Origin of the sequence: Enterobacter sp. E1, assembly GCF_016809815.1 — a bacterium.
Classification (GTDB): domain Bacteria; phylum Pseudomonadota; class Gammaproteobacteria; order Enterobacterales; family Enterobacteriaceae; genus Enterobacter; species Enterobacter adelaidei.
Map to the genome: position 1 here is coordinate 151,302 of NZ_JAFBJM010000007.1, position 18,063 is coordinate 169,364.

Below are 18,063 nucleotides of genomic sequence, written 5' to 3' on the forward strand. Positions count from 1 at the left end.
CTGTTTATGTTCTTGGAGAAGATCGCCATGCGTAAAGCCCCATAATCGTATGCACAATTTCGTATTCGTACTTCCGCTGTTCGCTCATAGCTGTCCGTCATGCCAGCTCAGAAAACAGGCTTAACGTAGGATATTTTCCGTTTTCCAAGCGGCCCCCCTTGTAATTCAGGGCGAATTTATCCTGCGGCAGTAACGGCAGGGAAACGTGACAATAACCCTCAGTAGCTAGGGCAGCAGGAGTGCCCTATTCCGGCAACCGGCCAGAACCCATACGGCACGGTTCTTTTCAGACAGTTAGCGAGTCGCTAAGTTTGTGGCAGATTGAGGTTGACATCCTGCATCCAGACAACCATAACCAGTCCACAGAGGCAGCTCTATATTTAAGCGCACGCCCCTAATGGGGTCAGTTCGGTTATTGTACGGTAAGCCTGTTTTTTGAACAGACTTACCTATAGCCCTAAGGTGTACTCCCGCGCTATACGCCGTTTCCCGTGGATTTTCTTTAATCGGATAACCTAAATGCAATACAGCAAGCGCGATGACTCAAATGCGATAGCCGCTAACGCTAAATCAACCCCTTACGCACCACTATTGGTTAAATAGTGCGCTTAACGTACAAAAATTTCCGATCTCCAAACTGATCACATATAGGTTGTTTAGTGCCACCTCTTAGGGAGTGGCTTCCATGAGATGTCTGCGCTCGGTGGGGCTGAGTACATGTAATACTGCATCTCTATTACCTAGATTGAACTTGAAGAATCTATCGCGGTAAAGATGTGTGTAAATAATAAGGAAGCACGTCAATAGTTTCTTTGAGAAATTAATAAACTCAATGCACTTACCTTCATCAAACTTAGGTATGCTATTTAACGCACTAATGTTAGCCATGTTCGACGCATTTGCTGTGTGTGTGTAGGCGCACAAATCAGAATAAATAGATGTTATATCGGTGTATCTATCTTTCAGCCTAAGTGTGCTAAACAATGAGATGCTTCTAGTTTTCTCAAAAACAGAGAATACACTTTTATCCTCAATGATGCTTTCACACTCAGGATAAGCTATCGACTTTGAAAAATTTTCTATCGAACTTCTTAGAGACATATTGGCTTGCTTATACATACCATGAGCAAGTAGGAGAATAGATGCACCTATATCAGAACAGGTTTCATTAACTCTATTCAAAACTTCAGAATTAATTCCGATAGCTTGGTTTAATGTAAGTTCCGAAGAAAAAACCAACAACGAAAAATATCCTTTATGAACCATTTTTAGGTTTCTTAAAAAGTCACTATTACTAGAAACGCTTTCTAGAGAATAGCATCTTAAAAAATCAACAAGAAGTTTAAAGTCGTCATTAGTTAGTCGAGACAAAGATCACCCCCTATCATAAAGATGACGAATAAGACGATTCCAGTCATAGTTGTCATTCATTAATTTCTTTTCTATTTTTATATTGCTAATAACGCGGTCATCACTAGTCAATCGGTATATAAATTCACCGATATCGGAGACTTTGGCTAGTGTATTTTCATCTTGGATTGAGCAAATGATAGTGCCTATTATTTCATCTCTGGAACGTTTCTCAGGAAATTTAACTTCAATGCCAATAAGAGCAGCAAAATCAGATAAATCCTTGTTTTTTATAAAAAGTTCGCGATCCATCAGCAGCGCAGGCAATGCACCAATAAGGAAGGATTTCTCTTTAACAGAGTTATTCCTTAACTTGCTATCATAGCGATATTTAGAATAGAAAGACTCTTCTTTTTTCGAGTTTTCAACATTATTGATATATTCAATTAATTTTTTTGCATCAATGTTCTTATATTTGTTAGCAACCCAAGAGAACTCCTCAATGAAATTCATGAGCGTCTTAAGATCTTTACTAGTTAGTTTGTCCATGAATCAATGCCCCCTTAGCTTGCTTTCTCTTTCAACTCATCAACGACTCTGACAAGTTTCATATGTAATGCTCTATCTTTCAATTTTAATATGTGAACAGCTGAAGTCTGCCCTTTAGAAATCGCGGTCCTCTTAGGTATGAATGATCTAAAGATTAAATTTCGCCACTTATCACTACCTTCTAAAAACTCCATTGTTTTTCTATAAGTAACTGTGTTTTCCTCAACCAAATTTAAAACAAGTCCTAAACATTTTATTTTCAGAGCAAAGTTTTTCTTTTTATCTTCAATGATACTTTCTAAAAGATCAATTCCCGTGATGGATAACGGTTCTGGTTTTACTGGTATGATATAAAAATCAGAAGCTATTAAAGCGCTATACATCCAGATTGATGGCGTAGGGGGGGTGTCCACTAACACATAATCGTAAGATCCCCTTACTGATTCTAAATACCTACGTAATTTAAACTCTAAACCACTACCAGCTGAAACCTCAATTCGGTGAAGTTCTAAACTACCCGGTAATAGATCTAAATTATTGTCTATTTTAATTGGTTTTATATCTTCAATTTCTTTAGGCTTAACTATCGACGATCCATTAATCGAGTTGACAACAACCCTTTCTGGATTAAAAACCGTACAGATTGTGTCACCGCCACTTTCCATGTGCTTGATATAAGCCTCGGGGGTTAATACGCATTGTGTAGCGTTAAATTGAGGGTCCATGTCGATTATGAGGACTCTTTTTTCATTCCTCTCGGATAAGCAATGAGCCACATTTATGGCTACCGTAGATTTACCAACACCACCTTTCATATTAATAAAACTAATAACCTTCATACTATCCCTTTCTTTTTATACCTAAAATAGGTTCGACGACTATTTTCCAGTGACCATGGTTCGGATTCTTGCAGATTAGTCTCGAATACCCCGCGTCAGCCTCTAATTTTTTACGTAGCGCATTCTCCACGGCGGTGTAGCACAGCGGCTTCATAATTCCGTCCAGTGCGGTGCGAATAGAGGTTTTTAGCGCGTGCAGCAGATGCGCCTGTCCGTTGTCGGGGTTGGTCAGCGTGGGCGCGGGGGCGTTGCAATCGACGTCGATTCCCAACCAGAACATGGCATGAGGCTGGTTGAACTGGATGTATTTCGCCGGAATGGCGCATTCTTTACCGGCAATACGGACGCCGAAATGCAGATCGTCCGAAAAGTGCAGTAAGCGGTCATTGAAGAGTTCGAGTGCAGCGTTATGCAATGCGCCCTGCGCTTATGGCGGGCTGTTGTCTGGCACGGCTCATGTGCTAATATCCTTTCAAGGTTTCGTACTTGGCCTTGGTAGTCATGCTCATCCGCCAAGATAGCTCATGATTACCGGGGCTTTGTTTTTTCTGTTGCCGTTAAATTACACGGGAACGGCCTCGTCTGTCGAATCCTTCTGTCACAACGGCTTAGTGTACCGCCAGCTACTAATGGACGCAATTCGATAAGTCTGATTGCAGCATTAGCTAATTCTCTGCGATCAATCATTGGTGTTGATGTCACACCCATGAATGAAGTTATGGCTTCAGTCGAAGCGCTTCTAAAGTCAGTTAGTTTGAAAATAGGATCTGAGACTATACTTCCTCTAAGTATAATGCTGCTTGTTTAAGTCGTGAGATATGAGACATCGTATCAGTAGCCATACAGCTAAGCGCATCATTATTGGCTTTAACATCTTTCCGTACTTCCGGAAGAATTTTAATACAATACTCGCGATATCTGGTTAGCTCCCCCTCTAAGGTCAAATCAGATATACCTTGGTATAGCTGTGATGCCAATGCTCCATCTAAAAGCACTGAATCATTAAGATAATCATACGCATAACTGCCCATGTATTTTCTTCCATTCCGATGTAAAAAAATTAGACCTCAAGAAAGTATTCTTAACTAATTGTTATTAAAGAATTTTATTCCAATTACTTATTGGAAAGGCTGCATCCAAAAAAACAGCAACGTCCGCTCCTCGTTCATAGCTGTCAGTCAACGTAGTCGGAACAGAATTCAATCTTGATATCCATGGTCATGTAAAATCCAACCACCTGCTTTTTATCCTCAGTATGCACAGCGGCCCCTCTCAGCGTTACGCCAAACTCATTGAAAGAGAGTCAATTCGACCACCAGCTATAGGTGTTACTTTTGATGTTGTCAGCGCGTTAGTCACGGTACTCAGATTTAAATTGTATATTTTTTAATTTCTATATTACTCAGGTGAATAAATAATCTATTTTTTTTAATTCATCAAGATGCCCTGTGGTTAGCGCCACAGGGCTTTTTCTTTGTGGAGAGTTAAAATGTATCAACCCCAATCCGGCCTGCTTCCTGATGGCCCGTTTACGCGTTCTGATGCCGAAGCCATTGCTTCACTCTACAGTAATATCACTATTGAAGATGATCAGGGCACACACTTTCGACTGGTTATCCGCGATACCGACGGAAGCCTTATCTGGCGGGACTGGAACTTTGCCGCCGAAGCTGGAGTGATGCTTAATCGCTTTATCGACAGTGACGCTATTCCTCGTATTACACCTTGATTTAAATCTTATCCCACTCTATCGCCATGTCTCCTTCGGGAGGTGTGGATTTACCACTATTCCGCTAATAAGGAATTAGCTATGCGTTTAGCATCCCGATTTGGTCGCGTTAATCTGATCCGCCGCGACCGCCCACTAACTAATGAAGAGTTATTTACACATGTACCGAGTGTCTTCAGTGAAGAAAAGCATGAATCCCGCAGTGACCGATATACTTATATCCCCACCATTACCTTACTGGATAATCTTCAACGTGAAGGATTCCAGCCTTTCTTTGCTTGTCAGACCAAAGTACGTGATTTAAGCAAACGTGAGCATACCAAGCATATGCTTCGTTTAAGACGTGAAGGCCAGATAACGGGTAAACAGGTTCCCGAGATTATTCTGCTCAATTCCCATGATGGTTCAAGTTCGTATCAAATGTTGCCGGGGTTATTTCGTGCAGTTTGCCAGAATGGTTTGATCTGCGGAGAGTCATTTGGTGAGGTGCGTGTACCGCATAAGGGTAACGTCATTGAAAAGGTGATTGAAGGGGCTTATGAGGTATTGGGGATTTTCGATAAAGTCGAAGAAAAACGCGATGCCATGCAATCGTTATTACTCCCTCCACCAGCACAACAGGCATTAGCTTCGGCAGCGCTTACTTATCGTTTTGGCGAGGAGCATAAGCCTGTCACTGAATCACAGTTATTATCTCCCCGTCGCTGGCAGGATGAAGATAACGATTTATGGACGACATACCAAAGGATTCAGGAGAATTTAATTAAAGGTGGCTTATCCGGTCGTTCAGTGCAGGGTAAACGCAATCGTACCCGAGCCGTAAAAGGCATTGATGGCGATGTAAAACTCAATCGTGCTTTATGGGTTATGGCTGAAAGTATGCTGCAACTCGCTTCCTGATGTTATCACTTCCCTGTTATCTCTCAATTCAGACATCTTTTCTCATCAAACATCATAAGTCCTGTCGCCACGGCGACGGGGCTTATGGGTATATCTATTGCGTAAGGAATTTAATCATGACCGATAACATGAGCATGGCGGCTGCGTGCCATACCGATATTTCACCAGTAACCGCTATTCCATCATCCGGCGATTTATCCATTACCGCTACCCTCATACCCGATGAACAGCGGGTCAATTTCTGGCCCCGTCATTTTGGCAATGTCCGTCAGTGGGTGTTTATCGAACCACAGGTATTTTCATGGCTGGATTTATGGAGCACGGACTATCAGGGCGGTGTATGGGAGTTTCATTCTCTTTCTAATGGTGGGGCGTTTCTTACGCCACCTGAAAGCGACAACTATGTCTTGTTTAATGAAGGGAATGGTAACGAAGCGACACTGACTACCGAAGCAACCGGGATTGCCGTTTGCTTAATGGCCTGGAGTCATCATGCTTGCAGAACGCACTGTGAAGCCATGAGCGAACATTATTACCGTCTGCGTGATTATGCACTGGCACATCCCGAACGCAGCGCCATTATGTGTCTTATCGACTGAGAGGCTGATGATTATGTCTGACACGCTTTTACTACCGCCTCCCCGATTAACGCTTACAGCGCAACGCATCATCAAACGTGCATTGAATCATCTGGAGAAATACCTGCAAGAACCCGGAGTGACACTCACCAGCGCCATAGCAATGCGTGACTGGTTGCGGCTGAAATTAGCCGGGCAGGAGCGCGAAATCTTTATGGTTCTTCATCTTGATAACCAGCACCGGCTGATTGATTACGAAACTGTTTTTCTCGGCTCTATCAACCATATCGAAATACAACCTCGTGAGATTGTTAAATCTGCGCTTCGCCAAAACGCCGCTGCGGTGATACTGGTCCACAATCATCCCTCAGGCCATGCTGAACCCAGCAAAGCCGATAAACTCATCACGAAACAACTGGAGCTGGCTCTTTTAGTGGTAGGAATTCGTACCCTGGATCATCTGGTGGTGGGCCATAACGATATTGTCTCATTCGCTGAACGTGGCTGGCTGTGAGGTGCTGAATGAAGATTATAAGCAAACGCCAGGCAATGCACATTTATCGCCAACATCCTAATGCAAGGTTTTTTGCTTTCTGTAAAGGCCATTATCAATGGCATGGCAGTGTCTGCCATTACTACGGTCGTGAAGTTCAGAATATTGACGGAGTACTCGCTGTCTTTGTTGAACGTCGTCAGGATCGTTCTGGTCCTTATGCATCGTTACGCTGTGTGACGCTTAATTAATTCAATTCCGTTTTTCTCTCTGGAGTTTATCAATGCAGGAAAACAACACATCGCCTGTTCAGGCATGGGGCTTAAGACACGATATTACCCCATCATTGGGAGCACGGCTGGTACAGGAAGGTTGTCGGCTTCATTATCTGGCTGACAGATCGAATATTCAGGGATCATTTACGACAGAACAGGCTGCTGCACTTGAACAACAATTCCCACTGTTTATCGAGTATCTGGAATCGTTACTATGTACAGGAGAACTGAAACCCGCCCGGCAGCATCTGGCTAGCGTCAGCTTCGGTGGCTTTACCTGTGACGCTGATACTCGAGCCAGTTGTGGCTATGTTTATGTAACGATCTATCCCACAAAGTAAGCCAAACCATTATTGGCTCCTCTCTGAGTTTTATTGCCTTTATTCACCTCAAACAGGAATTTCTGATGCAACTGCAATCCACACCGCACACAGCGGCGACCTCCCCACGCCTGCCACCTGTTCAGGTCTGGCAGACACTGCTCACTTATTTGTTAAAACAGCATTACGGCTTGACACTGCAAGATACACCTTTCCATGATGATGACGTTATCCAGGAGCATATCAACGCAGGCATTCTGCTGTGTGATGCCGTCAATTTTTTAGTAGGGAAGTATGAACTGGTACGAATCGATCGTAAGGGCTTTAGCTGGCACGAACAAACGCCGTATCTACGGGCTGTAGATATACTTCGAGCGCGACAGGTGACTGGCTTGTTGAGACGTAACTGATTAACTAAATCTAATGAGTAGTCTTCCCAATTTACCTTTCTGAATATTTATTAATCGCATAATGCGTCAGCTACTTCCGGCTGGCGCGTTTGCTTGCGTGAAGAATCAATGCATTATTAGCAAAAAGTGTGAACAGAGAGTACACAGTCGCAAAGGTAACAAAAATCACTTGCTGCTTCTTTTTTAAACTGCGATTCTAATAAAATTACTGTCATATCAACATCATTTAATATTATACATTATGGATAAAGCAGAAATTCTGGAGAAAGGTTCTTGGGTTGAACTCAAAATTGACGAGTTTGCGCAAAAGGTGAAAGGAATTACACGAGACAAGTATCCTTCGTTGCGTTGTATCGCTTGTGAGAAACCAGTTCATGATAGTGGCTTAGTCACTCCTAACCCTGACTATAACCCTAGGTTCTCTCATTCAGCACCACCAAAAAATGGTGAGTTTTGTCCTCTGAGTTCAGAATCTCAGCGTTTTGGTGGTTTTCCCGGGAATGACAGAACAGCATCAACAGAAATCGCGGCATCCCGTCGCAATCGATTTATGCAGTTTGATAACCTTTGTCGGGCATGGATAGTTTGTAGATATTTACGTGGCGGTGATGGCAAGCTTGATCAAAATTCCTTCATCCGTCTGGTTAGGATCGCTGACAGCTTTGGTATCTGGCATTATAGCTACCTACCTGATTGGGGAATCCCTCTTCTTCTGATGCTGATGGATAATCATCCAACACCAAATGGTAAATCGGCTTTTTTCTATGCACTTAAAAAGGATCGACTCTGCAAAGGAGTGGAATGGCAAAATTTGAATGTGCGACTGGAAGCACACTGGGTAAGCAATGGTCAGCCCATAGTGCCTAGCAAAGATAAGAAACCTTCGTTTTTAACGTTGATACCCTTTAATGAAACTATTGTCGATGAAATTTTGAGCAAAGAAAAATTTTCGTGGTGTACTGAAGATACTCTTAAAAATATTCATGTTTTTAGTATTGAAGAGTTAGATAGTAGTGTTTAGCTGCAAAGGACTAAGCATTGTTATTCAAATTACTGCTGAGGCGAAACCTTGTTATTTTGCCGAGCAGTAGGTGCTTAACTAAGGCGAAACAAGTACCGCCTTTTTGGTTGTATGGAAAAAGAGACAACAAGTCTCCCAATCTCCTCTAACGAAGATCGCTCGTTTTCAAAACACGTCTATTACAGTCTTAAGCATTAATAAAAATCAATTGGTGGCATCTAAGAGGAGATGTTCAAGGAAAAATAGAAATATACTCAGACAGCTAATCTGCATCAATTTTAAAAACGTTGCTATTTCAGAGATGTGTATCGCTTGGAAGACACTAAATAATTATTATTTAGAGCTTGCCAACTGCTCTCACGCACCGCCAGAATTTTGGAGTTTGTCGCTGTATATGTTTTTAGGCATAGCTATAGTTAAAATTAAGCTGCAATGTTGATAATTCTTTGAGCTGCTTCCTTGGCATTCTGAACACCAATGAAATTAATTTTCTCTTTTAAAGCGAGTTCAGTTAGCTCTTCAACATGCCCTTTCATGGTAGCCACAGTCTTGGGGGGAATTGTTGGATCATCAAATGATGGTATGCCTACAATCACGTCCAGTGTTTCAGGTTTTAATATCATTCCAGAACGATTAAGTGATTCTAGGTCATAAACTTTTGCTTTAATTGAACTGATAGAAGCAGAAAGCCTGCTTGGAACCATCAATCCAAAATTTGAAGCATACATATCGTTATAAAAGCCAAATTTCGTATGAAGCTTAGCGCTAGACAGTTGCACACGGCTTCCAAAAAAATCGGCTAGTTTTGGGTTGAGCAATCTTGTTTCATCTGAGATTTTCGTTGCCCATTGCTCAGATTGTTTCTGATTTGGCAGATAATCTTCCTCATCACGAATTGCCTCAAGAGTTAGGGTGCCTAAGCTGGCCGTTAGTCTTACAGCTTGTTTAACTATCCCAGAAAGAGTGTCATCTAATGCTTTGGAATCGCGTGAAACTGAGAATCCTGATATGGGCGATGACCAACCAGACAAACTAAAGTGAGAGGATATGTAAGTTTGCAGTGAACTTTTAACCCAAATAATCATTTCTTTGATGGCATCAGATTTAGTGCCATAAATGGCCTCAAGAACTTCGTCTCTAATTGATTGGATTATATCAATTTTTCCATCATCACCTCTGACTACAATGATTGCATTTATCCTCTCGCCAGAACCTACGATGGGCTCAAAAGAAATCGACCACCACCTGCCTGCATAGGTAGGTTTTGTTGGAAATAATGAAAGGTCAATTGCCATCGAACATGTCCACTTGTGATATGCATAGCCTTGATTTTATCAGAGTTTCCATTGCTGACAATCTCTCCGTAAGAAAGGCCAGTATTTCGCTGATGATATTGCTCGGAACAAACTGTGATGAATGCGTGGAATCCATAATCTCTTGCAGATTCAAGGCGCGATACATTGGCGTTATAGCTTGAGATGTTGTTCTGTAATCACGGAATTTATCCATTTCTGATTTTATTGCGAAAAGAACTCTCAGGATGTTGTTGTCACTCGCTGGTGTATGAGATTGTAATCCTTGGGGCAAAGCCAGACCATGGTCGATGAATAAAAAATCATCACCACCGTCATAGAGAATATTTCCGACATTACGATCATGGTTGGCGATCCATTCATCAAATACACCGACATCTAAGGATGCTTTAAATTTCTGCAACTTTTCATAGGCATCTTGGCAAGCAATATGCCTGCGGAAGCTAGGGTATTCGGCATCTTCTGAACCAAACATTAAAGCATGCTGCCCAGCAGGAATTGCATCTAGGGTCGTACTATCAGCGAGAATCAGGAAGGGTTTAGGTATGGGGATACCAATAGCTCTACCTAGGATTGCGCAAAAAGCTTCGACACAGAGTTCGCGAGCATCAATAATTTTTGCAAAGACGACTACCGTATTGTTAGCTGTTCTGACATGCCCTTTCCACGTTTGATTAATGTTTTCATCACTAAAACGCGTTGCTCCGGGTAAAAGCGTTGCAATCTCGATTGTTTCCATAATCAATCCATTATGTTGCTTTCATTAAAGATTACACGGATAAATCTCGTTGCCATATCCTGACAAATGATCAGTGTTTTGCGAGTAAGCACGCAATATGCAAAGCAGCAATACTATGCTTTCTCTAACCAGCTTGTCCTGAATGATAAACATATCGTTTGTAAGGCTGGCATTATCGAATACAAAAATAAAACACATAAATGAGTTTAAAACACATTTATGTGTTTTAATGTGATGGGCGTTTTAAAAGTAAGGGATCAGTATGTCTCAGAATTTTGTTAAGCAGTTTCGTACTCAGCAGTCCATGACTCAACGAGAGCTGGCTGAAAGTGTTGGAACTAGCCAGCAGCAAATCCAGCGCATTGAGTCTGGAAAAATTGCAGCAAAACTTGGAATTGCACAGGCAATTTGTTCGATCCTGAACAAACCATTACATAGCGTATTCCCGGAAGCTGATAAGTCTCTTGCTGCATTTCGTAATAAGAGATACCGGGGTGATGAAGAGTTAGAATCAATTGCTGCCGATGGCATTGAAATGGATGGCTGTGAATGGATTGTTAAACTTTTCCTTCAGGGGCATGCAGAACCCCTATTCTTGCCAATATTGCCTGCTGATAAACGTCGGTTCTACTCTTATTTTTATGAAGAGGTTCAGCGAGATACAGAGCAATTTTTCGTCTTTGATTCCGAGAGTCATCGTTTTGCTCTTAATATACGTAACGTAGTTTTTCATCAGTTTCTGTTCGAGGCTCCGGGAATGTATGTGGACGACGCTAATGATGACGAAGATGATTACGCTAACGTCAGAATTACGTTAACAGACGGAAGGGGGGTTATCCCAATGTGTGTTGAGGCTGATGAAGCTGAGGACGAGGAAACAGATTATCTTGGTCAACTGGCCAGCGCATTTTCAGTACTAGAAAGCAACCCTGCTCCCGGTGAACGCCTTCAGATTACCGATGCAGATGGTGAAGACGCTTTTGTACGTGTAGGCTCTATTGCTATGTTGCAGGCATCACTGGATGCGCTATATCCCGTTGAAAACGATGACTGACAATTGGTGTCAAAATCCAGCAATTTAGAATGTTGGTACATGCGTTGGTATAATTAAATCTAATTTATGGAATATGTATGTTTATCAATAAATTAAAGCCACTGTTCGAGTCCGGCCTTCGCACCATAAAGATGCAAATCAAAGTCGCTTAAGGGCGGCTTTTTTTGTGTCCATATTCATCTAAATTTACTCATCTCCAAATGTAATAAAATCAAGTTTATTGGTGATAGATAACAATAGATATTGCGTGAACATGCTGCATATAAGTAGTCCTTTTCCGGCAGAGTTTGAAAAGCAGAATGTTAAACAGGACGCTTAACAATTCCCTGGCAATATTATCGTTACCACTTTCCCTTATGTGCATGAGCATGGTCCAGCTTGAGTGGTATAGCATCCGCGTGTCCAAAGCTACGGTTGAACGCTGCAAGATGGCAAGGCGTACAAAGATGCACTTTCCCATAGTTGCTGTCGGCATGTGCCCAATAGAGCAGGATCGTCTACCGGGGCGGGGTCAGTCCAAGAAGGCCGAAGATGTAGAGTTGAAAATGGTAGCAGAGGCGAGGAAATTTATCTGAGTTCAGCTAATCATAAAGAGGTCGATTATAGTGGCGATAGATATGTACACCATCGTTGTTGAGGCATTTAAAACTAATATAGAATCACGCCCAAATTAATGGGCGTGATTTTTTTGTTATATGATTGCTGTTTTTTTTGCTGCTCTAACTCTATTGAACTCAGTGATTTCTTCAACCACATAACTTATATGGTGGTTTGTGTCATGACTGACCCATTCAGTGTTACCACCCAATATCTCTTTTTTACTACATGCCAGAATACATTCATCACCCCAACTAAAGTCTGGGCCTAAATAATGTGGGGATTTTACTAATATTTCAGATAATCCATGAAGTTGCTTGTATTCTTCGTCTTTGTTTTTTGCGTAACCACGAACGACAAAGTATTTATCGTCAATGGTGTATCGGATTTTACCATTTGCATTAGGGGCTATAACATCATCTTTCGCTTTAGGGTTTCTGATACCATAATCAGAAAAAATAAGTGGTGACGTTGAATCGTCAACGAAAGATTTCCAGACGTGAATCTCGCGTCTTGTTACATAATCGGTTGAATTTTCATCTTTAACTGCTTTATTTATGAATGCGGGGAAGGAACCGCCTGAAATAATAATGCACGAAAATTCATAATCGGAAAATATATTTAACACATGCTTAACATGATCATTTAATGACTCAATTGATTTATTTGTAATGTCATCAAAATCAAGCATTATCATAACTTCTTTACTTGATAACCCAAGATCCTCCATGATTTTTTCAAGGGTACCAGTGAAATAATCGACATCGTAAGAATCATCGATAATAGAAGATGAATCAATTCTAATGCAATAGTTAGTCCCGTCAGGGATGTTTAAGTTTTTCAATGCTATTTGGTAATCTAAAATATCCCATCTATCGAATCCCACTACAGGATGAATAATCGCACCGCTTTTGGATAATTCTTTGTGAAGATAGCTTAGTACATGCTCACCAGTTTCAATATAACTGTCAGCTTTCCATTGCGTGATGTCAAAGAAAAAGGCATTAGATTGACATGAGGAAACGAGTTTTTTTGCCGTTCTTTTCAGATGATCCGTTAAAGGCTGTGTCGATTCCACGAGCCACTTTGGTTCTTTTTGTTTTCTTACTAAAATAGGAATCTCGAAAAATGGTGCTATTTTTTCGGAGTATGCAGCCTTCAGTTTTTTTAAAGCGGTGAATTCACCTTTTTTTGCTTTGAGAATAGGTACATATGTAGGGTACATAATAACTCTCCTGCGTTTAGTTATCGAAGGCCGGAACCAATAGTGCTTTTACTTCACCTTGACCAATCAATTCATTGAAAATTCTATAATTTCCGCTTTCACGCCGTATCCGACCTGCAATAATCGCAGGCGTAATTTTTAGCTCTCTTGAGAGGCTATCAATTGTCTCTTTAGATGGGGATGAATAAGCCTGGCTTCGCTTCCATGTTGACCTTGGTATAAATGCTTCCCTGGCAAGCCGATTTGCTTCTGACTCCTGTCTATCATCTGTGTTAGAGTCGATGTCATCCAAGAAGATCTCATTAGAATCAATGTGTTTCCATATGTGGGCAACTTCATGCAACAAAGTAAACCAAAAATTATCTAACCGATCATATCGTAAGCTCAAACCAATGATCGGCAACCCGTCAACGTCTTTTAGCGCAGCTCCATCAATCCTAGTTCCCTTTAGACATGGCTCAATCACTATCGCAATGCCATGTTTTTCAAGGAACTCAATTGCTAATAAAGGGCCTTTTTCGAACCAACTTAATTGGGCAAGATCACGCAAAAAGCTGGCTGATAAGACATCTGGATTGAAGATACCTAAGGAGTTCTTGCGTTTACGTGCCTGTTGGACCACTCTGCTGACCCATGCAAACAGCGCATATTTTGTAGCAGGTGAATAAGCATCACCAGAAAGCGTCCGTTTGAATGAAACGCTGCTACTTGCCTGCCAACCCACTTGATCAATAAAGTTCTTTATAATTTTTTCGGTATTTTTCTTAGTTCTATCAACTATATCTGGAAGCCAACCTCTGTTTATCATTTCCTTAACTGGAAATTTAGACCAGTCAATGTGATCTTCAGAAGAATGGTCATTACCAGCATTTATCCCAACTAACGTATCTGTGGAAATGCCCAGTCCAATAGAAAGCGCTTTGATCATTGACACCGTCAAAGGTCTTTTACGGGCAAGGATTTCTGAAACCCTGCTTCTTGTTCCCAGATAGGGTACAAGATCAACCTGCTTTAGACCTTTCTCATGCATTCTGAAAAGTATGGCATCAATGGGGTCAGGAGGTTCGATTGGATACTTAGAGTTCTCATATGCTTCCACAATAGTTATTAGCAATTCCAAGTCTTCATGCGCCTTAGAATGAATGGGGGGCATTTCCAGCATTAAAGAGTGAATCTTCTTTAAATACTCCTGATGCTGTTGCTCTGTTTTTATAACTTTGATATCCATTACATTACCTTTATTGAGGTAATAAGCACCAGTAACATGTTGAAATCAATGATGGTTTCAACAGCGATGTTGCTACCATCAACTTTGAATATGAAAGAGCGTCCATCAATACTGGAGGCGTTTGGAAACTGGTTCATAACATCATGGACTGATTTCCAAACCACCGAATCTAACTCTGCTGCCCATGCATTGATCCAAACAATACAATCTGGTGTGGTTTTCTTTAACTCATCCAGATGATTTCTTCCGCACAATCTCATAGTTTGTTCCTAATATGGGAACATCATAGTGTTCTCTGTTTGATGTGTCAACTTGTTCCCAAAAATGGAACCAAAGAAATTTCAGTGGTTACATTTTACCCCGTTACAGTAATTTTTTTCATGAATTTAATCAACAGAATAGCCATTTTTGCTTTTAGTGATTGTAACGTCTCATACTGCTCAAACCAGAAAATCACCCATCAATCGGTTAATTTTTCTACATGCTTCATCAATCTGAATCCGCTGTATTGTAGGTTTTCAAGCTTGTGATCTGTTCTGAGCTGATAGTTGACAACAAGCGCTTATGTTCTGCGCACCTTGTACCAGAAGCTGTCAATGCTAATATTGTGAAATCGAACAACTAGTGAGGGTCAGGAGAAATGATTGTAACTAGGGAAAGCATGAAACAATGGATCATTGAGTGTCTTCGGGAGCGAGGTGGTAGTGCTTGGCCGCGTGAAGTTTCAAAATACGTATGGGACAGTTATGAGGCGGAGCTTAGGGGGGCGGGCGATATGTTGTATACGTGGCAATATGACATTCGTTGGGCCGCTCAACAATTGAGAAACGAGGGTACTCTAAAACCAGTAAATAGACGCAGAGATTTGCCATGGGAACTAAGCATAGCAAAGTAAGGATTAATGTTCATTTCGCGGCCATATCTGACTTTGTTCTGAGTGGATGGGAATTGATACCGCTGAATAAATTTTCCCTATCTGCCAGAATCTTGCTTTGACGACTATATCGCTGTTCTTCTGGTAAGGCTTTATACCCACTAGTAATGTCTATTTTTTGATTTGTGGGTACAAGCGAGGATATAACTATTTATTTCTGCTTATAAACTACATGGATATCAGTATATTAGATCTGAAATTTGAGTCCAGCCTTCGCACTCAATCTTTAAACACCTCCTTCCTATGCCACTCCACAAACCCCTCCCTTGGATAATTCCCTTTCACCATCGGCAGCGCAATCTGCTTCCCAGCAAAATCCCAGAACAACCGCCCAACAATCCCGCTCCCATTTACTGCCTCGGACACCAGCACCCGCATACTCTCATCAAGCCCAATCGATCCTTTATCAAACGCCTTATGATGAATCGCACACAGCGCCAGTCCATTCGGGATCTCACACGGTCCGCCAAACTGCTTCCACTTAATATGTGCAGCTTCAAGTCCTACAGAGGCGTTATCATGCCGCATGTTGAACCCGCAAATAGCGCACTCATAGTTATATGCGCGCAACACCTGCTGGCGGAACAGCGGATCGCGAACCTTACGGATCTGCTGGATATCAAAACCCATCTCATCCGCGATCTCCTCCTGAATGCTCTCAGGAAAGTGCGCTTCAAGGATCTGCTGCGCCAGCGAGCCGATCATTTTTTTGTTCTTACTCAGTAACGCATAGTGTTCTTCATCAAACCCGCCTGCGACGTTATGTTCCACAAGTTCTTTAACGGGCGGTTGCTTACTGCCAGTGGTCGAACAGAACTCAGTATTCTTCAGATCCCAAAACCCATCCCCCTTAAGCCGCCAGAAAGGCATATTCGGATAATGCGCCTTCCGCTGTGGGCCAAAGCGCTCTAACAGGCTAAGAAGCTGCTCGTGTACCTCGGTTCCGTAATCAAACAGTCGCGCATGCCCCTGCTGATAGTTCGCCAGCACGTACAGAAGCAATAAAGGCTTATGCGGCGCACGCTGTTCGCCTTTGCGCCAAATGGTGATGTCGGCAATTGCCTGTTCGAGAGTTTTGCTGGAAGCCATCGCGTTACGGAAGAAGGTAAATAATTGCGATGATGCTCGCAAAACCCAGACCAATCAACCCGCAACTAACAAAAACATGACCTTACCGCACATAACTCTATTTCCTGAATCCCCCTCGCAAATTCCAAATTTACCCCACACCAAAACGCTGTGTTTATATTCAGCCCTGTATAATGAGCAGCAGAAATTACGCCGAACGGCGAAGGAAGTATCAAAGAATATTTAAAGAGAGAATTCGCGATATGAAGGTGCTGCAACACCCCCATACCGCTAACCACAACCAACTATAACGGAGTTGAAAATGGCTGCGACGAATTTTAAACCAGAGTTTACTGTTTGCAAAACAGAATCAGACGCTTTCACCGGCATGATTGAAAACCGCGAGCTGGTACGCAAAAACAGCGCCCGTCGCCTACACGGCAACCAGCCCAACGCGGCACCCATTCATCCCCGCGCGGAAACGCCGCAGGACAGTGCCGCCTGTTGCGAACTGTATGCACGCATAGATATGAAATACCTTCTTCTGGGCGGCGACTGGTTAACCCGTGCAGGCTTTATCAACGGCATGCCCGTGAAAATCCGCGCCATGAAAGACTGCATTGTGATTACGCCGCAGCATACAAGAGAATTATGGGGATGCCTGGAAGGTATGAGCGTGGTGAATATAAATAAACAGAAAGTCGCACAGTGGCTGAAGACCTTTCCAGGGGCGCTGAATGATACCGGTGATATACCGGCTGTTAAGCGTGGAACAGGGAAGGCGATGTCGGAGTAACCGTGCTTCCCATCTAATGTAACCCTTAAGTAATAAAACGGGCATGTCATCCCATGCCCGTTGTAAGTAAAAATCACTCGTGCTTTACCTGCTCTTTCACAGCTTTAACCAGCACAGCATGAAGTTCGCCAACGGTTAAATCGCGTATAACAGGTTCGGGTATGCCACGTACCCAGCGGATAAACCGACAGATGCCAAAAAAGTCTATACCTTCACCCGTAAACAGATACTCGTTCTCAGCAAGAGCGAACGTTTTCATATAGCCATCTTCTTCCGTGGCTAACTGAACGCCAAAAGCTTCTTCGCAGTCTTCCAGTAGGTCTTCGCCGGCCATACCACAAATATGTAAATCGGCCTCAATTTAAGGTTTATCACAACAAGGGCTTGAGCTTCTCTCAAAAAACTTAAATTGATGCCTTCTTTTGCCATTTCCAGGTGTTGGTTCATAGAGCCTGAATGTCCCTTTGGATATGTTTTCCATGAAATAAATCCTGCATCTACCAATTCGTTATGACTTTTTGACCTGCCCCCAGGATTAGATACAACCTTCAGTTAGTAATGTCGGTTGGTTTTTCTTCATATTTCCTGTTTCGCCAGTCCGTTGCGAATTCAGCTGGTGTCTGGTAATCCAGCGATGAATGGGGA

General features: G+C 42.2%; 21 protein-coding genes and 1 pseudogene. 10 read left to right on the forward strand and 12 right to left on the reverse strand.

From position 1 onward, the window contains the following. Window positions 1–1,374: 1,374 nt before the first annotated feature. The 4 genes and pseudogenes from JGF26_RS17555 to JGF26_RS17570 form a co-directional block, all read right to left on the reverse strand. Window positions 1,375–1,899 (reverse strand): hypothetical protein, encoded by a 525-nt coding sequence (locus tag JGF26_RS17555; protein ID WP_134708475.1) that lies wholly within the window; start codon window positions 1,897–1,899, stop codon window positions 1,375–1,377. Between the two features lie 14 nt (window positions 1,900–1,913). Further along, the gene (locus JGF26_RS17560; protein ID WP_134708476.1) at window positions 1,914–2,738 is read right to left on the reverse strand and encodes a ParA family protein; all 825 of its coding nucleotides are present in this window, start codon (window positions 2,736–2,738) and stop codon (window positions 1,914–1,916) included. 34 nt (window positions 2,739–2,772) lie between these two features. Further along, a pseudogene (locus JGF26_RS17565) lies at window positions 2,773–3,153 on the reverse strand (replication initiation protein); the annotation flags it as partial. A 358-nt stretch (window positions 3,154–3,511) separates the two neighbouring features. Beyond that, entirely contained in the window at window positions 3,512–3,769 is a 258-nt protein-coding gene (locus JGF26_RS17570) for a hypothetical protein (protein ID WP_134708477.1), read from the reverse strand. Between the two features lie 458 nt (window positions 3,770–4,227). On the opposite strand from JGF26_RS17570, the gene JGF26_RS17575 reads away from it, so the two are divergent. From JGF26_RS17575 to JGF26_RS17610, 8 genes are all read left to right on the forward strand, one after another. Beyond that, window positions 4,228–4,467 (forward strand): DUF905 family protein, encoded by a 240-nt coding sequence (locus JGF26_RS17575; RefSeq protein ID WP_134708478.1) that lies wholly within the window; start codon window positions 4,228–4,230, stop codon window positions 4,465–4,467. 81 nt (window positions 4,468–4,548) lie between these two features. Continuing rightward, entirely contained in the window at window positions 4,549–5,367 is an 819-nt protein-coding gene (locus tag JGF26_RS17580; protein ID WP_134708479.1) for a DUF932 domain-containing protein, read from the forward strand. A 134-nt stretch (window positions 5,368–5,501) separates the two neighbouring features. Then, the gene (locus JGF26_RS17585) at window positions 5,502–5,966 is read left to right on the forward strand and encodes an antirestriction protein (protein WP_134708494.1); all 465 of its coding nucleotides are present in this window, start codon (window positions 5,502–5,504) and stop codon (window positions 5,964–5,966) included. Window positions 5,967–5,979: 13 nt separating this feature from the next. After that, window positions 5,980–6,459 (forward strand): DNA repair protein RadC, encoded by a 480-nt coding sequence (gene radC / locus JGF26_RS17590; RefSeq protein WP_134708480.1) that lies wholly within the window; start codon window positions 5,980–5,982, stop codon window positions 6,457–6,459. An 8-nt stretch (window positions 6,460–6,467) separates the two neighbouring features. After that, window positions 6,468–6,689, forward strand: a complete 222-nt coding sequence (locus JGF26_RS17595) for a DUF987 family protein (RefSeq protein WP_134708481.1) — start codon at window positions 6,468–6,470, stop codon at window positions 6,687–6,689. A gap of 32 nt (window positions 6,690–6,721) precedes the next feature. Next, window positions 6,722–7,054, forward strand: coding sequence for a type IV toxin-antitoxin system YeeU family antitoxin (locus tag JGF26_RS17600; RefSeq protein ID WP_134708482.1), 333 nt, complete (start codon window positions 6,722–6,724; stop codon window positions 7,052–7,054). A 65-nt stretch (window positions 7,055–7,119) separates the two neighbouring features. Then, window positions 7,120–7,443 (forward strand): TA system toxin CbtA family protein, encoded by a 324-nt coding sequence (locus tag JGF26_RS17605; RefSeq protein ID WP_134708483.1) that lies wholly within the window; start codon window positions 7,120–7,122, stop codon window positions 7,441–7,443. A 241-nt stretch (window positions 7,444–7,684) separates the two neighbouring features. Next, on the forward strand, window positions 7,685–8,464 hold the full coding sequence (locus tag JGF26_RS17610) for a hypothetical protein (protein ID WP_167587213.1): 780 nt from the start codon (window positions 7,685–7,687) through the stop codon (window positions 8,462–8,464). A gap of 422 nt (window positions 8,465–8,886) precedes the next feature. Here the strand turns inward: JGF26_RS17610 and JGF26_RS17615 are convergent, their stop codons facing one another. After that, complete coding sequence (locus JGF26_RS17615) at window positions 8,887–9,759, reverse strand: hypothetical protein (protein ID WP_134708485.1); 873 nt, start codon at window positions 9,757–9,759, stop codon at window positions 8,887–8,889. Further along, window positions 9,749–10,516, reverse strand: coding sequence for a HipA family kinase (locus JGF26_RS17620; protein WP_134708486.1), 768 nt, complete (start codon window positions 10,514–10,516; stop codon window positions 9,749–9,751). Before JGF26_RS17620 ends, JGF26_RS17615 begins: the two co-directional genes overlap by 11 nt. A 262-nt stretch (window positions 10,517–10,778) precedes the next feature. Between JGF26_RS17620 and JGF26_RS17625 the strand changes: the two genes are divergently transcribed. Further along, complete coding sequence (locus JGF26_RS17625; protein ID WP_134708487.1) at window positions 10,779–11,570, forward strand: helix-turn-helix transcriptional regulator; 792 nt, start codon at window positions 10,779–10,781, stop codon at window positions 11,568–11,570. A 691-nt stretch (window positions 11,571–12,261) separates the two neighbouring features. Here the strand turns inward: JGF26_RS17625 and JGF26_RS17630 are convergent. The 4 genes from JGF26_RS17630 to JGF26_RS17645 all read right to left on the reverse strand — a co-directional run bounded on the left by JGF26_RS17630 (window position 12,262) and on the right by JGF26_RS17645 (window position 16,643). After that, the gene (locus JGF26_RS17630; protein ID WP_134708488.1) at window positions 12,262–13,392 is read right to left on the reverse strand and encodes a beta family protein; all 1,131 of its coding nucleotides are present in this window, start codon (window positions 13,390–13,392) and stop codon (window positions 12,262–12,264) included. Window positions 13,393–13,408: 16 nt separating this feature from the next. Then, window positions 13,409–14,620 (reverse strand): ImmA/IrrE family metallo-endopeptidase, encoded by a 1,212-nt coding sequence (locus JGF26_RS17635; RefSeq protein WP_134708489.1) that lies wholly within the window; start codon window positions 14,618–14,620, stop codon window positions 13,409–13,411. Then, window positions 14,620–14,880, reverse strand: coding sequence for a type II toxin-antitoxin system HigB family toxin (locus JGF26_RS17640; protein ID WP_134708490.1), 261 nt, complete (start codon window positions 14,878–14,880; stop codon window positions 14,620–14,622). Before JGF26_RS17640 ends, JGF26_RS17635 begins: the two co-directional genes overlap by 1 nt. 893 nt (window positions 14,881–15,773) lie before the next feature. After that, window positions 15,774–16,643, reverse strand: a complete 870-nt coding sequence (locus JGF26_RS17645; RefSeq protein ID WP_134708492.1) for a phosphorothioated DNA-binding restriction endonuclease — start codon at window positions 16,641–16,643, stop codon at window positions 15,774–15,776. Window positions 16,644–16,944: 301 nt separating this feature from the next. Between JGF26_RS17645 and JGF26_RS17650 the strand changes: the two genes are divergently transcribed. Beyond that, window positions 16,945–17,418, forward strand: a complete 474-nt coding sequence (locus JGF26_RS17650; protein WP_134708493.1) for a SymE family type I addiction module toxin — start codon at window positions 16,945–16,947, stop codon at window positions 17,416–17,418. A gap of 73 nt (window positions 17,419–17,491) precedes the next feature. Here the strand turns inward: JGF26_RS17650 and JGF26_RS17655 are convergent, their stop codons facing one another. Beyond that, window positions 17,492–17,752, reverse strand: coding sequence for a hypothetical protein (locus JGF26_RS17655; RefSeq protein WP_229255527.1), 261 nt, complete (start codon window positions 17,750–17,752; stop codon window positions 17,492–17,494). Beyond that, window positions 17,698–17,922, reverse strand: a complete 225-nt coding sequence (locus JGF26_RS22465) for a DUF6392 family protein (RefSeq protein WP_238934291.1) — start codon at window positions 17,920–17,922, stop codon at window positions 17,698–17,700. Before JGF26_RS22465 ends, JGF26_RS17655 begins: the two co-directional genes overlap by 55 nt. Between the last annotated feature and the right edge of the window lie 141 nt (window positions 17,923–18,063).